General features: G+C 42.4%; 23 protein-coding genes and 2 pseudogenes. 17 read left to right on the forward strand and 8 right to left on the reverse strand.

Annotated features, from left to right (window positions below):
* Positions 1-78: 78 nt before the first annotated feature.
* From ACED45_RS00005 to bcp, 3 genes and pseudogenes are all read left to right on the forward strand, one after another.
* Positions 79-1,254 (forward strand): annotated as a pseudogene (locus tag ACED45_RS00005) (site-specific integrase); the annotation flags it as partial.
* Positions 1,254-1,742 carry a hypothetical protein gene (locus ACED45_RS00010; protein ID WP_017090160.1) on the forward strand — a complete coding sequence of 163 codons (489 nt, stop codon included), beginning with the start codon at positions 1,254-1,256 and terminating at the stop codon, positions 1,740-1,742. The pseudogene ACED45_RS00005 and the gene ACED45_RS00010, both read left to right, overlap by 1 nt.
* A gap of 114 nt (positions 1,743-1,856) precedes the next feature.
* Positions 1,857-2,321, forward strand: a complete 465-nt coding sequence (gene bcp, locus ACED45_RS00015; RefSeq protein ID WP_017090159.1) for a thioredoxin-dependent thiol peroxidase — start codon at positions 1,857-1,859, stop codon at positions 2,319-2,321.
* A gap of 71 nt (positions 2,322-2,392) precedes the next feature.
* Here bcp and ACED45_RS00020 read toward each other — a convergent pair whose 3' ends face one another.
* Positions 2,393-2,611, reverse strand: coding sequence for a hypothetical protein (locus ACED45_RS00020; RefSeq protein ID WP_017090158.1), 219 nt, complete (start codon positions 2,609-2,611; stop codon positions 2,393-2,395).
* Positions 2,612-2,617: 6 nt separating this feature from the next.
* A complete protein-coding gene (locus ACED45_RS00025; RefSeq protein ID WP_017090157.1) occupies positions 2,618-2,944 on the reverse strand; it encodes a helix-turn-helix domain-containing protein in 327 nt (108 codons plus the stop codon).
* A gap of 104 nt (positions 2,945-3,048) precedes the next feature.
* Here ACED45_RS00025 and ACED45_RS00030 point away from each other — a divergent pair, with 104 nt between their 5' ends.
* From ACED45_RS00030 to ACED45_RS00045, 4 genes are all read left to right on the forward strand, one after another.
* The gene (locus ACED45_RS00030; RefSeq protein WP_017090156.1) at positions 3,049-3,573 is read left to right on the forward strand and encodes a hypothetical protein; all 525 of its coding nucleotides are present in this window, start codon (positions 3,049-3,051) and stop codon (positions 3,571-3,573) included.
* A gap of 861 nt (positions 3,574-4,434) precedes the next feature.
* Positions 4,435-4,590, forward strand: a complete 156-nt coding sequence (locus tag ACED45_RS00035) for a hypothetical protein (RefSeq protein WP_017090155.1) — start codon at positions 4,435-4,437, stop codon at positions 4,588-4,590.
* A gap of 44 nt (positions 4,591-4,634) precedes the next feature.
* A complete protein-coding gene (locus ACED45_RS00040) occupies positions 4,635-4,943 on the forward strand; it encodes a helix-turn-helix transcriptional regulator (protein WP_017090154.1) in 309 nt (102 codons plus the stop codon).
* A complete protein-coding gene (locus ACED45_RS00045; RefSeq protein WP_017090153.1) occupies positions 4,921-5,874 on the forward strand; it encodes a reverse transcriptase family protein in 954 nt (317 codons plus the stop codon). Before ACED45_RS00040 ends, ACED45_RS00045 begins: the two co-directional genes overlap by 23 nt.
* Positions 5,875-6,585: 711 nt before the next feature.
* Here the strand turns inward: ACED45_RS00045 and ACED45_RS00050 are convergent.
* Both ACED45_RS00050 and ACED45_RS00055 read right to left on the reverse strand, forming a co-directional pair.
* Positions 6,586-9,696, reverse strand: coding sequence for a DEAD/DEAH box helicase (locus ACED45_RS00050; protein ID WP_371713081.1), 3,111 nt, complete (start codon positions 9,694-9,696; stop codon positions 6,586-6,588).
* Positions 9,686-10,495, reverse strand: a complete 810-nt coding sequence (locus ACED45_RS00055; RefSeq protein ID WP_371713082.1) for a virulence associated protein — start codon at positions 10,493-10,495, stop codon at positions 9,686-9,688. The genes ACED45_RS00050 and ACED45_RS00055 overlap by 11 nt, the downstream gene beginning before the upstream one ends.
* 351 nt (positions 10,496-10,846) lie before the next feature.
* Between ACED45_RS00055 and ACED45_RS00060 the strand changes: the two genes are divergently transcribed.
* The 3 genes and pseudogenes from ACED45_RS00060 to ACED45_RS00070 form a co-directional block, all read left to right on the forward strand.
* Entirely contained in the window at positions 10,847-12,463 is a 1,617-nt protein-coding gene (locus ACED45_RS00060; protein WP_371713083.1) for a metallophosphoesterase family protein, read from the forward strand.
* Positions 12,456-13,301: an HAD family hydrolase gene (locus ACED45_RS00065; protein WP_017088933.1), complete on the forward strand. Its 846-nt coding sequence runs from the start codon at positions 12,456-12,458 to the stop codon at positions 13,299-13,301. The genes ACED45_RS00060 and ACED45_RS00065 overlap by 8 nt, the downstream gene beginning before the upstream one ends.
* A gap of 286 nt (positions 13,302-13,587) precedes the next feature.
* Positions 13,588-13,725, forward strand: a pseudogene (locus tag ACED45_RS00070) (thioredoxin-dependent thiol peroxidase); the annotation flags it as partial.
* A 136-nt stretch (positions 13,726-13,861) separates the two neighbouring features.
* On the opposite strand, the gene ACED45_RS00075 reads toward ACED45_RS00070, so the two are convergent.
* Both ACED45_RS00075 and ACED45_RS00080 read right to left on the reverse strand, forming a co-directional pair.
* Positions 13,862-14,938 carry an AI-2E family transporter gene (locus ACED45_RS00075; RefSeq protein WP_055319544.1) on the reverse strand — a complete coding sequence of 359 codons (1,077 nt, stop codon included), beginning with the start codon at positions 14,936-14,938 and terminating at the stop codon, positions 13,862-13,864.
* Positions 14,931-15,170 (reverse strand): sulfurtransferase TusA family protein, encoded by a 240-nt coding sequence (locus ACED45_RS00080; protein WP_004734311.1) that lies wholly within the window; start codon positions 15,168-15,170, stop codon positions 14,931-14,933. Before ACED45_RS00080 ends, ACED45_RS00075 begins: the two co-directional genes overlap by 8 nt.
* 174 nt (positions 15,171-15,344) lie before the next feature.
* Between ACED45_RS00080 and ACED45_RS00085 the strand changes: the two genes are divergently transcribed.
* The 4 genes from ACED45_RS00085 (at position 15,345) to ACED45_RS00100 (ending at position 18,306) form a co-directional block, all read left to right on the forward strand.
* Positions 15,345-16,799: a tetratricopeptide repeat protein gene (locus ACED45_RS00085; protein ID WP_057622310.1), complete on the forward strand. Its 1,455-nt coding sequence runs from the start codon at positions 15,345-15,347 to the stop codon at positions 16,797-16,799.
* 122 nt (positions 16,800-16,921) lie between these two features.
* Positions 16,922-17,272, forward strand: a complete 351-nt coding sequence (gene arsC / locus ACED45_RS00090) for an arsenate reductase (glutaredoxin) (RefSeq protein WP_048661241.1) — start codon at positions 16,922-16,924, stop codon at positions 17,270-17,272.
* A gap of 6 nt (positions 17,273-17,278) precedes the next feature.
* On the forward strand, positions 17,279-17,872 hold the full coding sequence (wrbA, locus tag ACED45_RS00095; RefSeq protein WP_048661240.1) for an NAD(P)H:quinone oxidoreductase: 594 nt from the start codon (positions 17,279-17,281) through the stop codon (positions 17,870-17,872).
* Positions 17,869-18,306: a DUF2069 domain-containing protein gene (locus ACED45_RS00100; protein ID WP_057622309.1), complete on the forward strand. Its 438-nt coding sequence runs from the start codon at positions 17,869-17,871 to the stop codon at positions 18,304-18,306. Before wrbA ends, ACED45_RS00100 begins: the two co-directional genes overlap by 4 nt.
* A 110-nt stretch (positions 18,307-18,416) precedes the next feature.
* Here ACED45_RS00100 and ACED45_RS00105 read toward each other — a convergent pair whose 3' ends face one another.
* Positions 18,417-19,667: a DUF2066 domain-containing protein gene (locus ACED45_RS00105; RefSeq protein ID WP_371713084.1), complete on the reverse strand. Its 1,251-nt coding sequence runs from the start codon at positions 19,665-19,667 to the stop codon at positions 18,417-18,419.
* Between the two features lie 277 nt (positions 19,668-19,944).
* Here ACED45_RS00105 and ACED45_RS00110 point away from each other — a divergent pair, with 277 nt between their 5' ends.
* Positions 19,945-21,183: a uracil-xanthine permease family protein gene (locus tag ACED45_RS00110; protein WP_371713085.1), complete on the forward strand. Its 1,239-nt coding sequence runs from the start codon at positions 19,945-19,947 to the stop codon at positions 21,181-21,183.
* Between the two features lie 141 nt (positions 21,184-21,324).
* On the opposite strand, the gene upp is transcribed toward ACED45_RS00110, so the two are convergent.
* Positions 21,325-21,951 carry a uracil phosphoribosyltransferase gene (gene upp, locus ACED45_RS00115; RefSeq protein ID WP_017060716.1) on the reverse strand — a complete coding sequence of 209 codons (627 nt, stop codon included), beginning with the start codon at positions 21,949-21,951 and terminating at the stop codon, positions 21,325-21,327.
* 169 nt (positions 21,952-22,120) lie between these two features.
* On the opposite strand from upp, the gene purM reads away from it, so the two are divergent.
* Positions 22,121-23,161 carry a phosphoribosylformylglycinamidine cyclo-ligase gene (gene purM, locus ACED45_RS00120; protein WP_102464690.1) on the forward strand — a complete coding sequence of 347 codons (1,041 nt, stop codon included), beginning with the start codon at positions 22,121-22,123 and terminating at the stop codon, positions 23,159-23,161.
* A 132-nt stretch (positions 23,162-23,293) separates the two neighbouring features.
* Positions 23,294-23,968, forward strand: coding sequence for a phosphoribosylglycinamide formyltransferase (gene purN / locus ACED45_RS00125; RefSeq protein WP_371713086.1), 675 nt, complete (start codon positions 23,294-23,296; stop codon positions 23,966-23,968).
* Positions 23,969-24,050: the final 82 nt, after the last annotated feature.

Genomic DNA, 24,050 nt, shown 5'->3' on the forward strand with positions numbered 1-24,050 from the left:
TTTGAAAAGCGAAATGTCGCTTAGCTAAGTGTCCAGTCTGACTGGAGCAGATCAAGAAGAGTAAAAGGCTATCGAGATGCAATTAAACTTTTTAAAATGCTTAACGGTGGTTGCCTATGGGCCCTAATATCTCGAACGGGCATGCGCTCTGATGAAGTCTTTCGCCTTCATACTGCCAACGGGTACACAAAGGAATCCATATCCAAACAGACCATTCATATTATCCATACTGACCTATCGAAAACTGTCAGAGGCTCACAATCAAAGCAAGATGAGTTCATCACTACAGAAATCGGGGGAAGGGCTTACGAGATATTACAGGCCTTACATGAGCCACTAAAAAAGCGCCACCCTGATAGCCAAACCTTTTTCCACAGCGGTACGGAGGGCTGTAGTTCTATTAATAAAGCACAACTCGGTAAACATGCTAAAAATTGGTTTGAACGCACATTGGGACAGAGGCTTACGTTAACCAATGACGACGTGATTGATTTGAAAATTTCTGATCCTAACCTTTCGTTCAACGTAGGGGGGGACTATGAATTTTCATGCCATCAGCTTCGTCGCTCTTTTGCATACTATCTAATCGGGTATGAGCTTTGCAATTTTCCACAACTAAAGCAGCAGTTCAGCCATGTATCAATGGCCATGACACGCCATTACGCTATGAATGCCAGCAAATTCCAGAAAATCAGAAAGCAAAAGCAAAACTTAGCCCACACCATTGGTGAAGAAAGAACTCTTCAACAGGCTCAGGTGTACCTGAGCATCTATCAAAAACTAGCAAATAAAGAACGAGTCGCTGGTGGTAAGGGTAAAGAGTTTGCCAAGAACATGTTGAAGGCTGAGCATAATCTATTCAAAGATAAGGTCGATAACGACATGCTCTCGCTCAACTACTGGAAAAAACAAATCCTGAAGCAAAAGCGCCATATTCATGCCGTGGCGCCCGGCATTTACTGTACGTCCACAGGGTGTAGTCTGCGTACTCAAGTCAATCTATTGGAGTGTGTGGACTGCAAGAATGACTATATTGTCGATGCAGTTTTTGCCGAGGCGAAGCGCAAAGAAGCTGAGATTCATATGCTATGGGACATTGAGCATGATGAATTAACGCCTCAAACAGCATCAGAAGTGTATATCAAAATCACGGCTGCTGAGCGCATTATGAAAGACTTAGATATTAGCTATGAACCCGTTGTAATACCTCAAGAAGTTCAAGACCTGCTGATACCCTGTGGAGTGAATACGTAATGACACAAGCAACTAAGAATAAGCTGATAAATGCCCTAGAGCGACTGTTAGATGGTAGTCCAGAAAACCGAGAGCTAAGGAAAAAAGCCCGAGAGGGCAAACTAAAAATCAACAATAGCACCGTTGAGAAGGAAGCAGGTCTTTCGGTAGGCGCACTACGAAGACATGAGGATGTTCGAGTCATGGTGGAGAGTAAATCACTTGAAGCTCGCGCGGCTCAGGATAACTCAAGCCAATCACCTATTGATGTATTACAAGCGGAAGTGAAACAACTAAAAAGCGATAAGACTCAAGCAAATAAAAAGAAAAAGGAGTATCTAGATCTAGCTAGAAGCCATGAGCAAGCATTAGCTGTGCAAGCTGCCACTCATATAAAAATGATTCAAGAACTAATGGAAATGCTTCCTGCTTCTGAGCGAGAGAAAGCCATGGATAAAGTCGTTAACACTAGGCCCGATAATATCGTTGAAGGCAACTTCAGAAAGTAACTAAACCTAGTTTAGAGTTACCACTAGACAACACCACCAAGCATAGATAAAACTACACACTGAAATAATAAGAAAGCTCGATTCAGAGTAAATTAAAGAAAGTAAGGATAACCCATGGCTATCGAAGCAGGACAAATCGCTCCAGATTTCACATTAAACGACCAAGACAACAACCCAGTAACCCTCTCTGAGCTGAAAGGAAAAAAAGTACTACTCTATTTTTACCCACGCGCTTCAACGCCTGGCTGTACAGTCCAAGCTCAAGCGCTTCGTGATACTAAGGCTGAACTAGATGCTCATAACGTTGTTGTACTTGGTTTAAGCCCTGACACACCCAAGAAACTGACTAATTTCATAAACAAACAAGAGCTCAACTTCACATTGCTAGCCGATGAAGAGCACGAAGTTTGTGAAAAGTACGGTGTTTGGCAACTTAAGAAGTTCATGGGACGTGAGAATATGGGCGTGGTTCGTACAAGCTTCCTTATCGATGAATCTGGGAATCTTGAGCATGTATTTAACAAGTTCAAAACCAAAGACCATCATGAAGTTGTTCTAGATTACCTCGACAACAATTAATATTGATACTCTAAATTACCCATTGAGCCAGTATATTTTCCACTGGCTCCTATTCAGAAACTCTTGCCATATCATGTATCAAAAGGCAGATAAACCTCTTCAACTCCCAACTCCTCAATCGGCAAGGAAACAGCCCCTTTACTACAAGGTTTCAGCTCTTCAGGGCAAGCTGACTCTTCCAGCTCAACTGAGCAGAGAGTACCAAACTCTTTGAGCGTAGTGCTATCAACAGCTCCACTCGCATGCAAACTAATTATTGTTTGGTGGACAGAACTCAAAATATCACTCATGTATACCTACCCCCGTTTAAAGTTATGAAGAGACTCTTTTGCCTGACTGATTAATAGTTCTTTTTCTTCTTCGTTCATTTTTGCGATTAAACAGACTAGCTCAGCAGACCTATCATCTTCACAAAAGAAGTAACTCAAAGGCACACCAAGTTCATCTGCAATTGACTTTAACGTACTGATATCTGGCGTATGTTTTCCCTTTTCGTATTGATTCATTCTCGGGCTTGCGGAGCTTTCATCCATACCTATACGCACCCCCAAAGCTTTTTGGGAGAGTTTCGCTTTTTTGCGTGCTTCTTTAAGACGCTCAGGGATTGGGTTAGTAAATGACACTTATAGTTCATGTCTCTGATCTCAAGGTAACTAAGATTTTCTTAGTTTTACTGATTTCTGTATACTAAGCAATCCTTAGTTTTCTAACTTGGTATGAGTTGTAAATGAAACGTTTTACTAAAATCAGTGCAATAATGCACAAGTTGTTGATTGAAAAAGAAATGGATGGATTTTCAGTTACAGAGTTACGGGATGCGTCTATTTCAATTAGCAGCGACCACACGGAACCGGGCGAAGCTCGCAAAATAGTCTACCGACAAATCCTACGCTTTATACAAAATGATTGGCTGAAAAGTGAAGGCACAGGGCAAAAGAAAAGGTACTTCCAAACCGAACTTTTTAAAACTCTACGAGTAGCGCCAAAACCAGAGGTGGTTGAGATTGAGATCCCTTCGATAAATGATTACTCGATATTAAGACGTGAGCGCAGCCAATATAAAGGCGAGTTAGAAATTGTTCTTGGAGAGATTGAAGAGTACCAATCTCTTAGCCACCGTTTTCCTGAACTAAAGGTCAAACTGGCTCCACCTCTTGAGCGGGCAAAAGAACGTTCAGCCCACCTAATTGGAAAGGTAAACGTTTTAACGAATGTTCTAAAAACACTTACAGAAAGAAAAACTACGTGCTGACACAATGGCAGAAAAGCATTATCAAGCAGCGTTAGAGAAGTATTGCTCGAATAAAACCACTTATTTTGATGAGCAACTCCGAGAACCATAAAACAGCCTTAGCTATAACTGTCGCATCAAAGTTATTAGAAAACAAATGATTGACCTAGTACTATGCTTCTCCCCATCTCAAACGGTTTCAGATGGCATAAAAAGAACTTTTTCAAAACTCTAAAATGTACTTTTAATGGTGAGTTAAGTGTTATCGGTCAATCCGTCCAATTTTTGAACGATAAGTTTTGGCGGACACATCGTAAAAATCGTGTACTTATCGTCTCCGATGAGAGACATCACCGCACAGGATCAGATATTGAAAATATGAACATCTAGGTCCAGCAAAACCATACCGAAACTCAATAATTAGCTACCTACACAATGTCGAATAGTCCATAGCGCTTCGAGAGTCTAGCTTTTATAAATCAATACCCTAAATGCCTCTATACTCAATTAAAGTCATAAAATAATTTGACAGTAATCCCTTCGTAAGAGTAATCTCATCACAAGTTTATGTTATGGGATAAACCGCCACTTACTGAGCATTCGTGCTCGAGGAAAGTTTAGGCTTTCTAACATTTTCCCCCATGCCTCGCTATCAACCCCCTGTGCTATCAGGCGCCTTGGACAACTTACGGTTGCACATCGCTATCTAGATAGGTCAGTAGAATTGAAAAGCATGGACATGAAGGGAATTCGCACTTTTGGGCGACCAAAGTGCGTGGAACCGGGGGCATGTGCTGATCAATCCCTTCCTAAGTAGGGCGAACTTAGAGTTTATTAGCAGTCTCATCGAGATTGTGGCTCTGAGGTACTAAGGAAAACATCATGAAAAATGAAAACGTAAACCACGATCAGCAAGTACAAAGCAAACCTACCAACAAGACTAAGTTGAAGCTTATGTGGAAGGGTTTTACAGCTTTAATTAGACTGTTTAACTTCATCTGCTGGCTATTATCTATCTTCGACGGTTCAGGAGAGTAATGTGCTCCCCCTAGTTTCAACTTTCCGCTTACATAGGTTTCACTATGCTCCATAAAGCACTTCGTTTAATAAGACAATATCATAGCCAAAGTCAACTAGAGTTATCTCAAAGTATCGGTATTACAAAAGATAGATTAGTAGCAATAGAGTTTGGAAATGAAGTAGTCACGAAAGACATACTCGAGAAGTACTCGACTCTTTTCGATATCCCTGTTTCATCTTTAGTTTTCTTCTCAGAAAGCCTTAACAAAGAAGGCAAATTTACTAAGAAAATTAGAAGTAAACTCGCTGGCAAAGCGCTACAAATTTTAGAGTGGAAGATTAAGCAAAATGAACCTAAAGTCGAAGCTTAAGATCAATACCAAACAAAAATGCTACCCACTGAATGACTCCCCTTTATACAAACTAAAAAGTAAAAAAAAATTAGCGTCTATTCTAAAAGTACAACTGCCTGAAATACTCGCACTTAGATGCGACGACGGTAACTATGCTGAGTTTACTGAACTAGGTAAAAGCGGAAAGCCACGCAGTATACAAAAACCCTGTTACAAGCTAGATGTAATTCACACTCGTATTGCTAGTCTATTATGTCGAATTGAAAACCCACCTTTTCTTCATTCAGGTAAGAAGTTCCATTCAAATGTAACTAACGCCGCTACCCACGCTAACTCACACCAATTGTTGGCAACAGATGTTAAGTCATTTTTTCCATCTACTTCTAGGCCGATGGTTTTCAGCTTTTTCTTAACCGTATTAAAATGCTCACCTGATGTTGCAGATATTCTTGCTGATATATGCACCTGCCATAAACATCTCCCTACAGGTAGTCGCATCAGTATGCCCTTAGCGTATTGGGCGAACTGTAGAATGTTTGAGGAACTCCAGCGAATATCCTTAAAGCACGGTGTTACTATGACAGTATACGTCGATGACCTGACATTTTCTGGCCAGGCAGTTAACCGTAGATTCAAGTCACTCGTCAAAAAAGTAGTATCTAAACATGGGCATATAATACATCCCACGAAGACTAAGCTTTACAAGGGCACTCAGCCAAAGCTTATTACTGGTGTAGTTGTGGTTGATGGTGTTTTAAAAGTTAGAAATGAACAACACCTCAAGTACTCAAGCGAACTTGCTCAATGGGATTCGATCAAAGACTTACCGGCGGCTTCTGAAACTAAACTTGTAGCGCAGTTGATAGGCAGGTTGCATTCAATGGGTGTTATAGATATGAAATATAAGGCCAAGGTAAAATCTATTAAAAATGCCACATGTTCCGACTAAGCTACCTTTCAACTTCCTCCTAAAGCTAACTTATATTAGTTGGCTTTTTGTCTAATAAATCGACAGGCATCAACAACCCTAATACCCAGCTTGCAGTACATTACTTCATAATACCGCTCCCAAACGCATAAAACATCCCAAAGGCTTTAACTTTCAATTAGTTAATTTATCGTTCTATTAAATAATATAGCTCGGGGAACATTGATGTCGAAAATTAAACTCTATAGTGTTACAGACTGGAATACCTATGCTCTAGTTACAGCAAGGAGCCACTACGAAGCAATTGTAATTGCTTATAGAGATAGATTTTTCAGAGTTGATAGCTCTAAATTAACTGACGATACGGTTACTCACGCTATGTGCTGTGAGTATGTCGGAGAGACGGCTCTCCGATTAGAACACTGCAAGAATGACATTTATCGAGTGTTAGTTATGAACGAACAACCAGAAACGCACCACTACCAACTCAAACAACAGAGCTGATGCTTCTACCAGTTCAAGACTCCCGTATAGAAACATCAGGGGGAGTATTTCCAGTAATGTGAAAGTCAGTATGTGAGGTTACCCACGTGAGCACAGATAATATAATGCTCATCATCGATTGTAACTAGAAGACTAGTAGATACTAGAGTACTCCTGAACCTTTGGTTAGCAGGGATATATTAGTTTTCGTATTGAAAGATCTAGTAGCTTTTCATAATGGGCTCTACCTTAAGCATTTCCATATAGTGCCTCGAAGAAAACAGCTGGATACTTCCGTAGCTGCGGCTCGATAATTGGGCGGTGAGCGATAGCCATTTTTTTACTATACCCAGCCAAATTTTCTCCAGTACGAGAAAGAGTACCTGAAATATCAGATGCAACAACTCTGTCGGCTAATCCTAGTGCATATAACTCTGTTGCAAGTGTTTCTTTTAACCCTGTACGTAAAGTCAGTTGTAGTTGTCTAACTAACCCACCAATCAACTGATTATTAAATAAATTTTCCAGTAAATCAGCACATGCACCAACGATCAGCATGACTTCATATCCAAGACTATTGTCACAAATATCTGTGATGTTTTCGATTTTCAGTTTGCGTTTCTGACTACCTGCTCTGTATTTGAAACCGTCTCTCTTCGCTTGTAACAAGATGTCGTTATAAGAAATACTTGAACACCACCACTTGGCAATAGAGAGTCCAGCTCCTTCACCTATTAACTTACCTAAGCTATTGTCCATACCAATATGTTCTGCGACAGGCCACAAAAACTCGAGCACACCTAAGATGTCAGACTCCTCATTGAAGGTACTAATATGATCGCTCAACCATTGCTCGAGATAGTCTAGCTTTTGAATTCCTAGTAATGCTTTTCCGTAATACGCGCGCTTTTCTGGTTCGACCTGTTGAACTCTATCTGCAACTACTCTGAACACTTGGGCAAGTTTCTCCCTTTCCTCATCGTTAGCGAGGCTAAAAGCAAGAGTGCCACTATAAAGTTCTCTTAAAGCTTCACCATTAAGCATCGCGTTACTACTCAAATTAGCAAGCAGAAAGCTCTCAAGACTTTCTAGGTATCTAATCCTTTGTTGCATCTGTTTCAGTAACCCAGCAACTGGCTTGCCTCTAAGACCCAACTCAATGCAACGATCTTCATATGCATAAGGGTTTTCAAGAAACGCCATAGGATCGATGGCATAATTAAAATCAAACAGATTCTGCACTAAACTCAGAAGACTGCTCGTGCAACTCTCTGAGTTAGACGGGTCTAACAAATTATTCATTTGAGACCATTGCCGACGTTTAGTTGAAAGTCGATTATCAAACAATTCCGTATCAGCAAAAATAATACTTCCTTCAGTATGCTTGCCAGCTCTACCCGCTCGTCCTAACAGATTATGAAAGTCTCGGGTTGATATTAACTTCTCGCCTTGAAAAACACCCGAGACAACAAGGTACTTGATCGGTAGGTTAACACCCTGTGCCAAGGTGGATGTGCAAACAACACAACGCCCGTGGCCATTTTCCATTGCATGTTCGACAGATATTCTCAACCCGTTAGGTATACTTGCACTATGCGGTAGAACACCTCGTTTTATCGCCTTAGTGACTACTGACTTACTTCCTAAGTGCAATTCAGATAGCCAGCCTATTTTCTCTATTTCATCTTGGCTGCTATACACTATTGGAGCTTCAAGTTGCTCAATACGATCCAACGGTTTGATCACTTCTCGACAGATTTTTAACACAGAGCTTTTTTGTCCACAGAAAATAGCCACAGGTCCACTCTCTGAAAGCTTAAGGCCTAAGTATGCAGCAATGAGTGACTTATCATCTCTAGGTGGGAATAACCTCTGCAACGTTTCACTCCCTTTCCTCGGTATCTCTAACGACTCCATCACTCGAGGTACAAAGAACTCTTCTGCATTGATGTTAAGTGGATCAACATAATGAAACTGCCCTCGGCCCCTAGTCCAACTAGTAAACGCTATACTTCGCTCAGTTGATAAGCATTCAGCACCGTTAACGACATTGCCTTCACCTGCATACAGCCAATCGCCAATAGATTCAGCATTTGATAAAACAGCTGAGATCAAAACATGCTGCGTCCCCCTTCCCAACTCTCGCTTTAAGCTCGTAAGAAGCAACTCATAAGTAACACCTCGGCTCCCTGTATCGAACTGGTGCCCTTCGTCATAAATAACTAAAGATATTGTTTCTGATAACTCTGGTTTGTGACGTAGCAGGTAAACAAGCTTTTCTGGTGTGGCAACAATAACTGTTGGGGTAGTAAGACTATCTTCTTCTTGTTCGAATAGTTGTGAAAATAACTCAACATCAAAATCATCTATTTGCGGAACGTCATTGAGTTGGTTGACCAGAACATCTTCATTCGCAAACGCAACAGATAATGAAGAGCTAATCTCTCTGCATAGAGATCGGAAAGGCGCGATAATCACCGCAATAGATGCCCTTCCAGACAAGAAAGATGAACGGATAATTAACTCTGCTGACTTAGTCTTACCAGCACTTGTAGGAAGCTGAACCACTGCTGATTTCCCACTTAGAACCTCGGCATCTCCAAGCAACCTCTGTGCTGGCCAAAACTCCTTGATAAATGTTGCTTTAGATAGAGCGGGAAGCCATAAATCTAACGGTAGGCCTGTATATGTAGGAAGTAGGTTCAATGATGAATTTTTCACCTTACGAGCCACTAGCGAAGCAATAATATCAGCCAACAAAAGCTCTCTATCACATCCCATGTCATGACAGTATTCCCGAACCTCTCCCGAAGCTTCTAGCATAGTAATTGAAGCGTCTAAATCGTTATCGAAGTAGTCCCGAATAGATTCTGACAGTCTCATCATTGTTGGAGTCAAAGGAGTTTCTTTGATGAACTTTAGGGGCTCATGAAATTTAGCCTTCAGCAACCACTCCAATAAAGTTTCTACCTCTGACTCCGTCAAACCAGCTTTCAACCCACCTAGCTTGTTGGATAAAACGACAGCACTGCCCGGCATATCCGCAAGATAATATGATGCAGCCCCCAACAGGCTTAAATAGTAATCATACTCTGACTGTAACTTTGCTCCAATTAGCGCATCAAAATACTTCGCTACACTTCTGAGCTCAGTTTTTCTTTGTTCATAAATAGCATTGTTTTTCTCAAGCGAAAGCTCTTCATGACACAAGTCACCTAATATCCCTATAGTCATTAGTAACAGCTTCGTAGGAGACTCCGCTAAATGAATGTGATGCTCCTCATCTAAACCAAATTCGTACATTTTGGCTTTTGATTTGGTGATAGAAAGTAGCTTCGACGATTGGTTTTCAAATCTCATACGCGGCTCTCTCATACAGTGCATGTGCGAGGGTCATCAACTCACTCCCTTGTATTGCCAAAAGTTCGAGATCTTGAGCGTATGGGTGTGCTGTGGTGGAGGCTTCAGAAAGAATCTTGCAATCATAAGCACTGTCCGAGCAAACTGCTGCTGCACCAAACTTTAACTTATAAGGCTGATTAATAGAGTCTTGGAATCTGTTGATCATGCCTACACTTTGGAATTCATTTCTGTCAATCATACGTTGTTTAATACCGTTAAGAGATTCGGCTAAACGTAAATAGTCTTTCGCAGAGTGAACAATAGCCTCTTGAAGCATAGGTTTTGTTCCAGGACTTAATTTTGCCTTTACTTCATACACTAACAGTTCGTCTTCACTCGCTCTTCCAGCAACCTGTTTAAAGGCCAATACATCCGATCCCTTAGTGGACTCGTTAGGTACACCTTTTCGATCATAGCGAGTTCTAGGAACAATGTAGTTGTGTAGATAAGTTAAATAATCAGCAACGAGAATCTCCGCAAAATCCCCAGCGCGAATACTGGGACCTGGAGAAATAGAATCACTAGGGAATTTCATTGAGAGTAAATAATCGGCACGAGTCTGCCCTGGAGCTTTAAGCCAATCTATCTGGTCATCAAAACAGTAATGATTCCTGAAATGCTTCGCCCATGCAGTCATTTTTTGCTGGTCATTAACATCATGATCAAAGCGAAAGACTTTTGCCTCTCGACCACACGCTAATACCAGAACATTTCCCGTGTCTTGGAGCCATTGTATGTGCTCATTAGTCCATGGCATGTATGCTTTCCAGCCTATTGTTATGTTTAACTATTTTTAAATAAAAACACTATATTCTAGACTTTACGCCTGTTTATTAGAACATGCTTTAGAAGACACAGATCTAACAAATAGCAAATTAGTGCGAACCAACTCTTAACATTGATTTTTTGCACACCGAAAACATCTAACAAAAATAGGGGTGACCACACCTTCATTTAACAGTCATCACGCTTATTTAATGCAACAAAAGAATCACCTAGCTAAAGTGAGATACAGATATGTATACTTAGTCTAATTCAAATAGAATCATACATATACAGCTCTCGGCTCGAACCCTAGAGGCACATTTACCAACCCAAGTGAGTATTCATGAAATCTACACTATTACTGCGCTTTCGTGACCTGTCATGCCCTCGTGGTGAAACAATCAATCGACATAAAGAAATCATCCATAAAAAGGGATATGTTTGGTGGGGTTGGTGGAACAAAGGTCATGAGAAGTTACCATCAGAAACCCTAAGTCAGTTGGAACTTAAAGAAGAAGATGATTCAGAAAAGTTTGTTTACCTCTTTGATAGTGCAGACAAGAAATTCTACAAGGCGACTGTATTAACTTTCAAAGCTGAAGTCGGTGGTGAAACTAATGCTCCCGAAGAAAGCCATACACCGAGTTATTACATCGAAAATACACACCCTCTTTGGTTCAAATTTCAAAGAATTGTTGAAGTTGAAAGCTGTGAAATAATTGAAAAAAAATCTTATGAATCAATGGATGACCTTTTTACGTCAAAAGCTCACTACGAAATTTATGAGGACAAAGTTGTAGCTTCTTCTGAAGAATTGGCTGAACAACACCGCACTATGTGGAGAATTAGAGATAGAGACTTCTCTAATGACAAAACAAATGAAATCCGTCTCCGCGGTCTCACAGAACTTCAGCCAAAACACTTCGATTCATCATACAAAGCTACACATAAAGACAGTATATTGTGGCTGTCTGATCCGCATTTTACGAACGAACGGTTTCATGGCTACTCCTTAGAGGACGGCTCCTCTGATAAAACAACTTTGGCAAAAACAATAAAGTCTGCCTACTTCGACAGTGAAGAGAATGGTATTGCCTCTTTATTGATATCTGGAGACTTAACTTGGAAAGGAGATAAAGAAGAATTTGATCTGGCAGGTCAATTTATCGATTATCTTTGCAGTACCGCCGACCTCGACAAGTCTTGGCTGTCTATTTGCCCTGGCAACCACGACCTATCGTTTTACAACGAAGCACATGAGAGCCAAAAAGAAAACGAAGATATTATTTGTGAAAACTACAAACAGTCTCGCGAGGCATACGGCAACTTTTATGCTAAGTACTTCGACCTTCAACCGAATAAATCAATGACATCTGGAAGAAAATTCCTCCTCAATAAGTCTATTCCTGTTGAAATAGTTATGCTTAATAGCGTTACACTGCAGCAAACTAAAGGTAGCTTCCAAGGTCATGGTTTTATTGGAGCAGAACAGCTCAAAGAAGTAGATAAAGCAATGGGCTTCCATGAAGAAAAACCGAGGAATGTCACTCGAATCTGCGTAATGCACCACCACTTGGTTCCGGTATCTCTAACACAAAACGCTTACCATGATGCGAAATATTCAACCGTCTTAGATGCGGAGAGACTATCTAGGTGGCTTACAGAACATAAATTTGATTTTTTGCTTCACGGACACATGCATCAAAACTTCCACTGTGCAATCGAGCGCTCAGTAGTAACGCATCTCCCACCTTCACCCACAAATCCTAAGAATAAACTTAATATTCTATCACTGGGAAGTAGTGGCGTTTGTACAAGTCATACAGGGGAGTCTTCGGGGAACTGGGCTTGTAAAATTAAGTTCGGGCATGAAAAAATCATCTTCGATTACAGCAAAATTAGTGATAAAGATGCTAATTTAAGGGAAAGCTATCAATTGGAGTTCGACTACAATGCCTAAACTACTGATCACCGACTTAGACAACACACTCTATGATTGGGTTTCTTTTTTTTCCCAATCATTCGAAGCTATGGTTGACTCTATCGTTGAATTGACAGGTATAGACAAAAATATATTGCTTCGAGATTTCAAAGATATCCATCAAAAATATAATAGTTCAGAAAGGCCCTTTGCTGCGTTAGAAGTCAAAGCAATCATAGACTACTTTGACACTAGTGATAAAGACGCTCTGAAAAAGGAACTAGCTCCAGCTTTCCGCAATTTTTCTGAAACGAGAAAAGAGACTCTGAAGCTGTACAAAGGTGTAGCCGAAACTTTAGCCAAACTTAGAGATCAGGGAGTGATTGTCGTTGGTCATACTGAATCATATGAAGTTAATGCAGTGTACAGGGCCAAAAGGCTTGGGCTTGATAAGTATCTAAACCACCTTTACACCATTGGTTCAAGCTCTTCTTCTCACCCAGATCAGACTAAACCAATGATTGACCCTGGTGATGCTGAATGGGTAGTAAAGCTACCTGAAGAAGAAAGGAAACCTAACCCTCGGCTTGTTTTAGACATATGTGAGAGGGAAGGGGTATGTCCAAGTGACGCGTACTATATCGGCGACTCAATAGTAAAAGACATCTCTATGGCAAATGCTGCTGGTGTGAACTCTGTTTGGGCTAAGTACGGAAAGGATTTCCAAAGCGCTAACTGGAAGTTATTGGTTAGTATCACACACTGGACAGATGAAGATGTAAGAATAGAAGAAGATTTAAAAGCAATGTACTCAAAAGAAACACCGACATTCGAAGTGTCATCTTTCTCTGATCTACAAAACATCTTTAAAGTCTAACTCGATATGCTAAAAGAGCTACCGTCCGTGTAGCTCTTTCCTTCATACAAGCTGCCACTAAGCAGTCACACCACAAGCTGCATGTGTTATTTTATGTGCTCAATTCCAGTTTTTATGACAGATTTTATGAAAAAAGTCGTTAAAAGCTTCGAATTCCCGAAAAATATGACAGTTGCTAAAACTGACGTCCAACATACAGAAAAAAATCATAAGACATTGTTAACATTAAATTTGACTCGCAATAGTCAAAAGTAATGTCTTATATATTTTCCAAGGGTGGCTTAGCATGGGCAAAATCTACGACGGCCTGCACCGTATTAGCTTCCTAATTGACGAAGAAGGTCAGATTGAGCACGTCTTCAACAAGTTCAAGACTAAGACGCACCACGAAGTGGTTCTAGATTACTTCAATCAAGAAGCTTAAGGTCGATTTGAGTGAGCTAATAACTTAGATTCACCACTCACTAAGCCAAGAGCAGCACTCATTTAGCTAATAATTAAGCTAAGAGCAAAAAGGCCGAACATCATGGATATTCGGCCTTTTTCTATAACAAGATCAATTAATTTTGATGTTCGGGGTCATCGTCTAATGCGTGGCTCGGTAAGGCATTCCAAACCGCTTTAACTAGCGTTGCTAGCGGGATAGCAAAGAACACACCCCAGAATCCCCACAATCCACCAAACACTAACACGGCAACAATAATTGCGACTGGGTGCAGGTTTACCGCTTCAGAGAAAAGAACCGGAACCAGTACGTTACCATCTAACGCTTGGATAATACCGTAAGCGAGAAGCAGCCAATAAAACTGAGGCTCTAATCCCCACTGGAACAGACCAACAATCGCCACAGGAACGGTCACAGCTGCCGCACCGATATAAGGAATCAGTACCGAGAAGCCAACCGCTACAGCCAATAATACTGAATAACGAAGATCCAGAATTGCGAAGGTTACGTAACTCACGCCGCCTACGATTAGAATTTCTAACACTTTACCGCGGATGTAGTTAGAGATTTGCTGGTTCATCTCTTCCCATACTTTAGTCGCTAAACGACGATTTCGAGGAAGTACACCGCTGGCCATTCTGATCATTTCTTCTTTGTCTTTTAACAAGAAGAAGATAAGCAATGGTACGAGAATCAAGTAAACCGCCAAGGTCGCTAAACTCACAAGAGAAGCAAGTGAGCCTTTGACAACACTTTCACCAAAACCTAACGCTTTGTTCTTGGCATTAGACATAATGGACTCAACGATCTGCAAGTTGGCAAGTTCAGGGTAGCGTTCAGGAATAGTCGCGATGAAGTTTTGTAAGCTGCCATACATACTTGGGATATCATTGATTAGGTTACCCACTTGTTCCCAAATGGTTGGTACCAAGCCAAAGATCGCAAGTAGCATCACGCTAAAGAACATCATGATAACCAGCATCACCGAAGGGGTTCTTGGAACACCGAGTCTTTGAAGTTGGGTAACAGGCCACTCAAGCAAGTAAGCCAACACAATGGCCACTAATAATGGCGCAATGAGGTGACCAAAGAAGTATATGGTAATAAAGCCGAATAGAATGATGGCAACCAAACTGACAGCATGGGGATCAGAGAAACGTCGTTTATACCAACGATTGACCATTTCAAGCATCTGACTGCAATTCCTTTTTAGTGACGAGGAGATGATAGTAATTAGAGCAAACCTCAGTGATGACGTCATAGGCTTGCTTAGACAAAAAAGTAACAATATCTTTCATCGAGCTGTTATCAGAGACATAAATTGACAATGATTGCCCGACTTCTAACTTTACACTGTGACGCTTGGCTAATAATAGTGCCATTGGACAGCGCTCTTGGCGTAAATCTAGAATATTAGGTGTCATTCTTGAGCTCGATGCTTATTATAAGGGTCGTATTGTAATCTGTTTTTGAAAACGCGCCATCATTCATCTTCCTTCATGATAGCGCACGCACTTGGCAAAGGTTAAATCAGATAAAGAACCAATTTGCATTGCACTTGTCTTACTGTCAGAAGAAACGGAGTATTACTGACTAATATGTTTAAACGCGCTCGCTCAATTGCTTGCTTATGCATCGCAGCTACATTAAGCACCCCAACGTTGGCGAATACCAATAGTTTGGAGCTACCCGATATCGGTACCGCTGCTGGCGGCACACTCTCTATCGACCAAGAGCTTATCTATGGTGATGCCTACATGCGTATCATCAGAAGCAGCCAGCCTATCGTAAACGACCCAGTTTTAAACTTATATATTGATACGCTTGGTCATCGTCTGGTCGCTAACGCAAATGATGTAAAGACGCCTTTCCAGTTCTTTATGATCCGTGACCGCAACATCAACGCCTTTGCTTTCTTTGGTGGCTATGTTGCTTTGCATTCAGGTCTATTCCTGCATGCACAATCTGAAAGTGAATTGGCTTCAGTATTAGCGCACGAAATCGCGCACGTTACCCAACGTCACTTAGCACGTAGCATGGAAGATCAAGCTCGCCGTTCTCCAGCAACCATTGCTGCACTTGCGGCTTCTGTATTACTGGCGATTGCAGCTCCTGAAGCGGGCATTGCAGCCCTAACGGCAACGACAGCGGGTAATATGCAAAGCCAGATCAACTACACACGTAGTAATGAAAAAGAAGCTGACCGCTTTGGTATCAACACGCTTGCGAAAGCTGGCTTTGATGTGAATGCAATGCCACGCTTCTTTGGCCGCTTAGCCGATGAATACCGCTATGCGAGCACACCACCTCCAATGCTACTGACTCACCCATTACCAGAAGACCGAATTACAGATTCACGTGCTCGTGCTCGTAGTTACCCGCCACTGAAACTGGCTCCGTCTTTGGACTACCATCTTGCAAGAGCCCGCATTGTTGCGCGCTATGCTGGCATTAATAACGATGCTGCTCTTGATTGGTTTGAGCGTCAGCTGAAGAAAGCCCCTAAAGCCTTGGTTCCATCGTTAGAGTATGGGCAAGCGCTGGTTTACCTAGATTCTAAAAAATTAGACAAAGCAGAGCCAATTCTGAACAAACTGATTAACAGCGACCCGACCAACCTGTTTTATCTAGATGCTATTTCCGATCTGCACATCGAGAAGAAACAGCCTGAGATTGCGATTAAAGAACTTAAGTCGGCACTGGTTCGTCAGCCAAACAACCCAGTTCTGACCATCAACTACGCCAATGCACTAATTGAAAATGAAAATCTACAAGAAGCAGTTCGCGTATTGCAGCGTTACACGCACGATAACCCGAATGACACCAATGGCTGGCACCTACTTTCAAAAGTAAATACGAGCCTTGGTAATAGCGACGAAGAACTGGCTGCTCGTGCAGAAATTTTGGCACTACAAGCCAACTGGAACAAAGCGATTCAGTACTACACGCAGGCGAGCCAAATCGCAGAACTAGGCAGCCTAAAACAAGCACGCTACGACGCTCGAATTGATCAACTAATGATTCAACGAGAGCGCTTCTTGTCGCTACAATAATATGTTTACTGGTAACCGCTCGTTGCAAGAATAAAAAGAAAGCTCAACGTTACACAAAAAAGAAGTCGCCTCTGGTGGCTTCAGCTAAACAATTAAATCAAAAATAATAATGAGGAAGAACCATGTCTGTCGTGATTTATCATAATCCACGTTGCTCAAAGAGCCGTCAAACTCTCGAATTGCTTGAAACAAACGGTGTACAACCTGAAGTTATCAAGTACCTAGACACGCCTTTAACTGTCGAGCAGCTAAAAGTGCTTTTCACTCAACTGGGTTTTGACAGTGTTCGCGACATGATGCGTACCAAAGAAGCGGACTACAAAGAAGCAAACTTGGATGATGCATCAGTAACTGATGAAGATCTTTTCTCAGCAATGGCAACAAATCCAAAACTGTTCGAGCGCCCTGTGGTTGTTGCGAACAACAAAGCAAAGATTGGTCGTCCACCAGAGCAAGTATTAGAGATTCTGTAATCCGATATGAGCATTAACATTCTTGTTCTTTATTATAGTCGCCACGGCAACACACAAGCTTTAGCAAGACAGATTGCACGAGGGGTGGAGTCCATCCCTGAGTGTGAAGCTATGCTGAGAACAGTGAACGACGTGTATACCGTAGAAGAGCAGCCTGATTCGCGTCATCAACCAACCGACCCTATTGCAACATTACAAGAGTTACGCTCTTGTGATGGTTTAGCGCTAGGCAGTCCGGTTTGGTTTGGTAACATGGCCGGGCCGATGAAGCACTTTTGGGATAGCACGACGTCACTGTGGATCAATGGCGATCTCATCGATAAGCCAGCTTGTGTATTCACTTCTTCTTCATCACTGCATGGTGGTCAAGAGACGACACAACAAAGCATGATGTTGCCTCTGCTGCATCATGGCATGTTAGTCGTGGGCATCCCCTACTCAGAACCTGCGCTGCACACCACTCAAACCGGTGGTACGCCTTATGGTGCAAGCAGCACAGGCGAAAGTGCTTCATTAAGCAAAGAAGAAATTGAGTTGGCGCAGAACCTAGGTAAACGCCTCGCGCGCATTGCTATGAATCAGAAAGGAATCTCTCAATGATATACATGTCAGAGAAGGCGATGTCTCCCAAAACCAAGCTATTTCGCTACCTTGCTTTAGCGGGCAACTTGTTGCTTTTATTCTGGGTGGTAGCTTGGCAAATGACACTTTCACCGCACCCTCACCTCAGTAACGTAACACTGGCAATTGCTTGGGCAATACCGCTGTTACTGCCATTACCAGGCATTTTAGCCGGTAAGCCTTATACGCACGCTTGGGCGAATTTCGTCCTGATGCTCTATTTCCTACACGCATTAACTATTTTGTATGTAGATGATGGTGAACGCTTGTTAGCGGCTGTAGAACTGCTTCTGACGACTCTTGGTTTCGCGGGCAATATCTTATTTACTCGCTTTAGGGCTAAAGAGTTAGGCATCAAGTTGAAGCGCCTTTCGGAAGTAGAAAAGAAAGAAAAAGCGAAATTCGAGCAATAATATTGATACGTTGCTCTTGAACACAGACACTAGATAAACAAAAAGCCCTGCAGGATTGCTCTTGCAGGGCTTTTTAATGTTTCATTTTAATCAGTCATGTCAGCAGACAATTATGAGCGAACCCACTCGTAGACCAAGCTTGGCTTAGCATGTACAGGCGCAGTATCAGCTGTGTTAGATTCCTCTAGCGTTGCGTCAGGCGTGTTCGTTAGCTCAGTATCCTCAGATACCTCATTGCCATTAATCACTTGTACGCCTGAGTCAGTTTCGTCACCAACGACTTCAGCAGCGTCTGTTGAATCATCGCCTACAGACATGGTGTTGTCTTGAGTTTCAAATTCAGGGCTCACTTCAGGCTCAATGTAAGATTCTTCAACCTTCGCAACTTGGCGAATACTTGCAACTTCTTGCTCAAACTCTTGTTGAGTCGACAATAAGTGAATTCGGAAAGTTACTTCGTTGTTCTGAATCTTCAGAATATCTAGGCTTGCCACCGAGTTGAGACGCTTAAGTGCGTTTTCCAACTGAAAGAAGTCTTGAGCATTATTCAGGCTAATAAACTGCGTTAAAATCGATTCTGATGACTCACTCGCTACCGTCACAGCACTTTTTCCTGCGTAGTAGTTACTGATTTGGTCGACTAACTTCTTAGAAGTCGTGGCACTGTTACCTGATAAAGAACCACTTACAGGCGATGTTGGTGCGCTCGTCAATTGACTTGGCTTTTGATCGTATAGAGTCCAACGTAGACCTGAAGATTGAGCCTTGATCACCAATACAGCATCAACAGGGTAACGCTGACTCGCTTTACTGATTGGCGTAACAAAGCTGCCCCACAAATCAGAAGTCGCAATACCCGTAATATCGTCAAAGTCACCCACAGGCAGCGTTAGAGGCAAACCGCGCTCTTTTGCGTTCGCTTGTAAACCTGCAGCTAACTGCGAGTTAGAGTGTTCCCACACGATATTCTTGTCGTAGTTGTCCTCTTCCACCAGCCAAACAAGGATGTTCGAACGCGTGTCAGGCCAGTACGGTAACTGTGCTTGAGTCAATAGCGAACGGATTTGAGCACCGTTAAAACGCATACGCAATGTTGAGTGGTCATTGCTTTCACCAAAACTCATTTGAGACATGTACTGCGAACTCTTGCGCATCGCCTTTTGAATCGTCTCATTCGAAGCGACATCAGTTTGGCCGGTCGCACGTATCAATACCTGCTCCATACCTGTATTTCTTGCCACTTGTTCTGGCTGTTTGTCTTCAGCGTTAATCGCAACTTCAGCACTAAAAATATCTACTTGAGTTAAGGCATAACTCGGAGAGGCTAATAGTCCCATCAACAACAATGCTTTGTAGCGCATACTGATCCTAATATTCAAATCTTGTGCCTAGATGATAAGCAACTATGGATTGAGGGGCAAGGTCGATAGAGCCCACTGTGTTTAATAACCACAAAATATCACCTGGCCATGATAAATCGCTCACTTATAAACTGAATTTCTAGGGCTTAGATGGATATAAAACATCATTAAGATAAATAAATTTGATCTATTTGGTGTGGCAATCGATTGCTAAGTGATAGAATCCCGCGAATTTTATTTTTCGCTTTTCATATAACGACCATTTTAAGGACATAACATGAAAAATGCTCTGCAAGGTGCGCAAATGCTGTTTGTAGCATTTGGTGCGCTTGTACTCGTGCCGCTACTAACAGGACTTGACCCCAACGTTGCACTCTTTGGCGCAGGTATCGGTACCCTTTTATTCCAACTTATTACACGCCGTTCAGTGCCAATCTTCTTAGCATCTTCTTTTGCATTCATCGCGCCTATCATGTTTGGTATTCAAACTTGGGGTGTCGGTGCAACCATGGGCGGCCTAATGGCGGCAGGTGTTGTGTATGTACTAATGGGCGCGTTAATTAAAGTTCGTGGCGTTGGCTTTATCCATAAACTGCTCCCACCAGTCGTTGTTGGCCCTGTAATCATGGTTATCGGTCTAGGCCTTGCGCCTGTGGCGGTAAACATGGCGCTAGGTAAAACAGGTGATGGCGCAGTTCAACTTGTTGATGCAGACGCAGCACTGTGGATCTCTTCGATTTCACTGTTAGTGACAATTGTCATCAGTGTGTTCTCTAAAGGCTTCCTTAAGCTACTACCAATCTTCGGTGGTATTGTTGCGGGATACATAACAAGCCTGGTTTATGGCGCAGTCGACTTCGCACCTGTTGCACAAGCGTCGTGGTTGGCACTGCCAAACTTCACTATGCCTGAATTCAACATCAACGCTATCTTCTTCATGGTGTTTGTCGCGATTGCACCAGCCGTTGAGCACGTAGGTGACATGCTTGCGATTTCCAACGTGACGGGTAAAGACTACCTTAAGAAGCCAGGCCTGCACCGCACAATCACAGGCGACGGCGTGGCAACGATTGCTGCATCGATGCTGGGCGCTCCACCAAACACAACCTATAGTGAAGTAACAGGCGCGGTAATGCTGACTAAAGCATTCAACCCGGTGATCATGACTTGGGCTGCGGTAACAGCCATTGTTCTTGCATTGGTTGGCAAGCTAGGCGCACTACTCCAAACAATTCCGGTTCCTGTGATGGGCGGCATCATGATTCTACTATTTGGTTCTATCGCAACCGTAGGCTTGAATACTCTAATTCAGAACAAAGTCGATCTACACAAATCACGTAACCTTGTGATTGTGGGCATTACGTTAGTCTTCGGTATTGGCGGCATGGCATTTGGCATCGGCGACTTTAGCCTACAAGGCGTAAGCTTATGCGGTATCGTCGCGATTCTACTTAACTTAGTACTTCCAGATGAGCTAGGTGACAACACTGTGGTAGATAAAGCTCAAATCGATTAATGAATAGGTAACCGTAGATTCAAAAGAATCACAAACCAACAAGATCAAAAAAGGGAGAGCATTGAATGCTCTCCCTTTTTATTAATACGGCTAATTCAGCGAGTTAAGAAACGGTTTAGAGTCACTTAAGCTGAAACCGAATTACTTAGTACCGAAGATCTTATCACCAGCATCGCCAAGACCAGGAACAATGTAGCCCTTGTCATTTAGCTTCTCATCGATTGCAGCAGTGTAAAGCTCAACGTCTGGGTGCGCTTTTTCTAGAGCAGCGATACCTTCAGGAGCAGCAACAAGCACAAGAATCTTAAAGTGCTTACAACCTTTCTCTTTCATCAGGTCGATAGTCGCGATCATAGAACCACCTGTCGCAAGCATTGGATCTACGACTAGAGCAATACGCTCGTCGATGTTAGATGCAAGCTTGTTGAAGTATGGTACTGGCTCAAGCGTTTCTTCGTCACGGTAGATACCAACAACACTGATACGTGCACTTGGGATGTGCTCAAGAACGCCGTCCATCATGCCTAGACCAGCACGTAGGATTGGCACTACAGTTACTTTTTTACCTTTAATTTGGTCAACTTCAACTGGACCGTTCCAACCGTTAATCGTTACGCGCTCAGTTTCAAAGTCTGATGTCGCTTCGTATGTTAGAAGGCTACCCACTTCTGTCGCTAGCTCACGAAAACGCTTAGTGCTAATCTCACCTTCACGCATCAGGCCAATTTTATGTTTTACTAGCGGGTGTTTCACTTCAACAACTTTCATTTCCAACTCCGGCAATATTTAAACAAACCTGTAGATTATACACGAACTTTGTGGTTATTTCAGAATCTTTATTCTAATAAAAAAAACCGCGCAAACGTTTGCTCTTGGTAATCAAGCCCTGTTAGAATAGCGCCGTTTTCACATCCAACTTAAGTTCGAGGACTATCCCGTGAGTGGTAATACTTCTTCTCTAAGCTACAAAGACGCTGGTGTTGATATCGACGCAGGTAATGCACTAGTAGACCGTATTAAAGGTGCTGTTAAACGCACTCGTCGCCCTGAAGTAATGGGCGGTATTGGTGGCTTTGGCGCCCTATGTGAACTTCCAACGAAATACAAAGAGCCAGTACTTGTTTCAGGTACTGATGGTGTTGGTACTAAACTTCGCCTTGCTTTGGATCTGAAAAAACACGACACCATTGGTATCGATCTAGTGGCAATGTGTGTGAACGACCTAATCGTTCAAGGTGGTGAGCCGCTATTCTTCCTAGACTACTACGCAACAGGTAAGCTAGATGTAGATACAGCAGCAGACGTTGTTTCTGGTATCGCTGAAGGTTGTGTTCAAGCTGGTTGTGCACTAATCGGCGGTGAAACGGCTGAAATGCCAGGCATGTACGAAGGCGACGACTACGACGTAGCTGGCTTCTGTGTTGGTGTAGTAGAGAAAGCTGACATCATCGACGGTACTAAAGTAGCAGCAGGTGACGCACTTATCGCTGTTGGCTCAAGTGGTCCACACTCAAACGGTTACTCTTTAATTCGTAAAGTTCTAGAAGTTTCTGGTGCTGATAAGAGTGAAGAGCTAGAAGGTCGCACTATCGGTGAGCACCTACTAGAACCCACTAAGATTTACATCAAATCGGCACTTAAGATGATTGCAGAGCATGACATTCATGCTATCTCGCACATCACAGGTGGTGGTTTCTGGGAAAACATCCCACGCGTACTTCCTGAAGGTACTAAAGCAGTCATTGATGGCAAGAGCTGGGAATGGCCTGCTATCTTCAACTGGCTACAAGAGAAAGGTAACGTGGAGACATTTGAAATGTACCGCACTTTCAACTGTGGTGTAGGCCTAGTTGTTGCTCTACCTAAAGATCAAGCAGACGCTGCTGTTGAACTACTGAAAACTGAAGGCGAAAACGCTTGGGTTATCGGTGAGATCGCAAACGCTGAAGCTGGCGAAGAGCAAGTTGAAATCAAATAAGTGATACGCGCACTTACTTAGTTAATCAATGAGGACCTAATGGTCCTCATTTTGCTATTTAGCCCGCAGAAAACCTTAGTTTATGTGGGTACATTGTAAACAGTCCCGTTAATCAATCGTATGACCCACTCTATGAAAAACAATCACTCAAATAAAACCAGTCACTCTAAGAAAAACATCGTTGTGTTAGTTTCAGGAAGCGGAAGTAATTTACAGGCAATTTTGGATGCCTGTGATAGCAATATGATTGATGCTTCAGTTAAGGCGGTCTTCTCGAACAAAGCAGAGGCTTTTGGATTAGAACGAGCGAAAGCCGCAGGTGTTGACGCACATTCAGTGAATCCAAAAGACTTTGGTTCACGTGAAAAGTTTGACCATGAATTGATGATTCAGATCGATGCCTACCAACCCGATTTAATCGTACTAGCAGGATACATGCGTATCCTAAGTTCAGAGTTTGTTCGTCACTATGCGGGTAAAATGGTCAACATCCACCCTTCCCTGTTACCTAAATATCCAGGTCTACACACCCACCAGCGTGCTATTGATGCGCAAGACAAAGAACACGGTACTAGCGTCCACTTTGTTACCGAAGAACTTGATGGTGGCCCTGTGATCTTACAGGCTAAGGTTCCTGTATTTGAAGATGATGATGCTGACATGCTGGCAAGCCGAGTGCTTACTCAAGAACACTGCATTTACCCTATGGTCTGCAAATGGTTCTCGGAAGATCGTTTATCAATGCTAAATGGGCAAGCGGTCTTAGACGGTAAAGTATTAGGCAAGCACGGTTACGCAGAAGAGTAATTCGTTAAAACTAAACCAAATAAAAACAAAAAGGCCGCTTACTGATTCATTAGTACAGTAAGCGGCCTTTCTTTTATGCGTT

It is taken from the genome of Vibrio crassostreae, from assembly GCF_041439375.1.
GTDB classification, from domain to species: Bacteria; Pseudomonadota; Gammaproteobacteria; order Enterobacterales; family Vibrionaceae; genus Vibrio; species Vibrio crassostreae_D.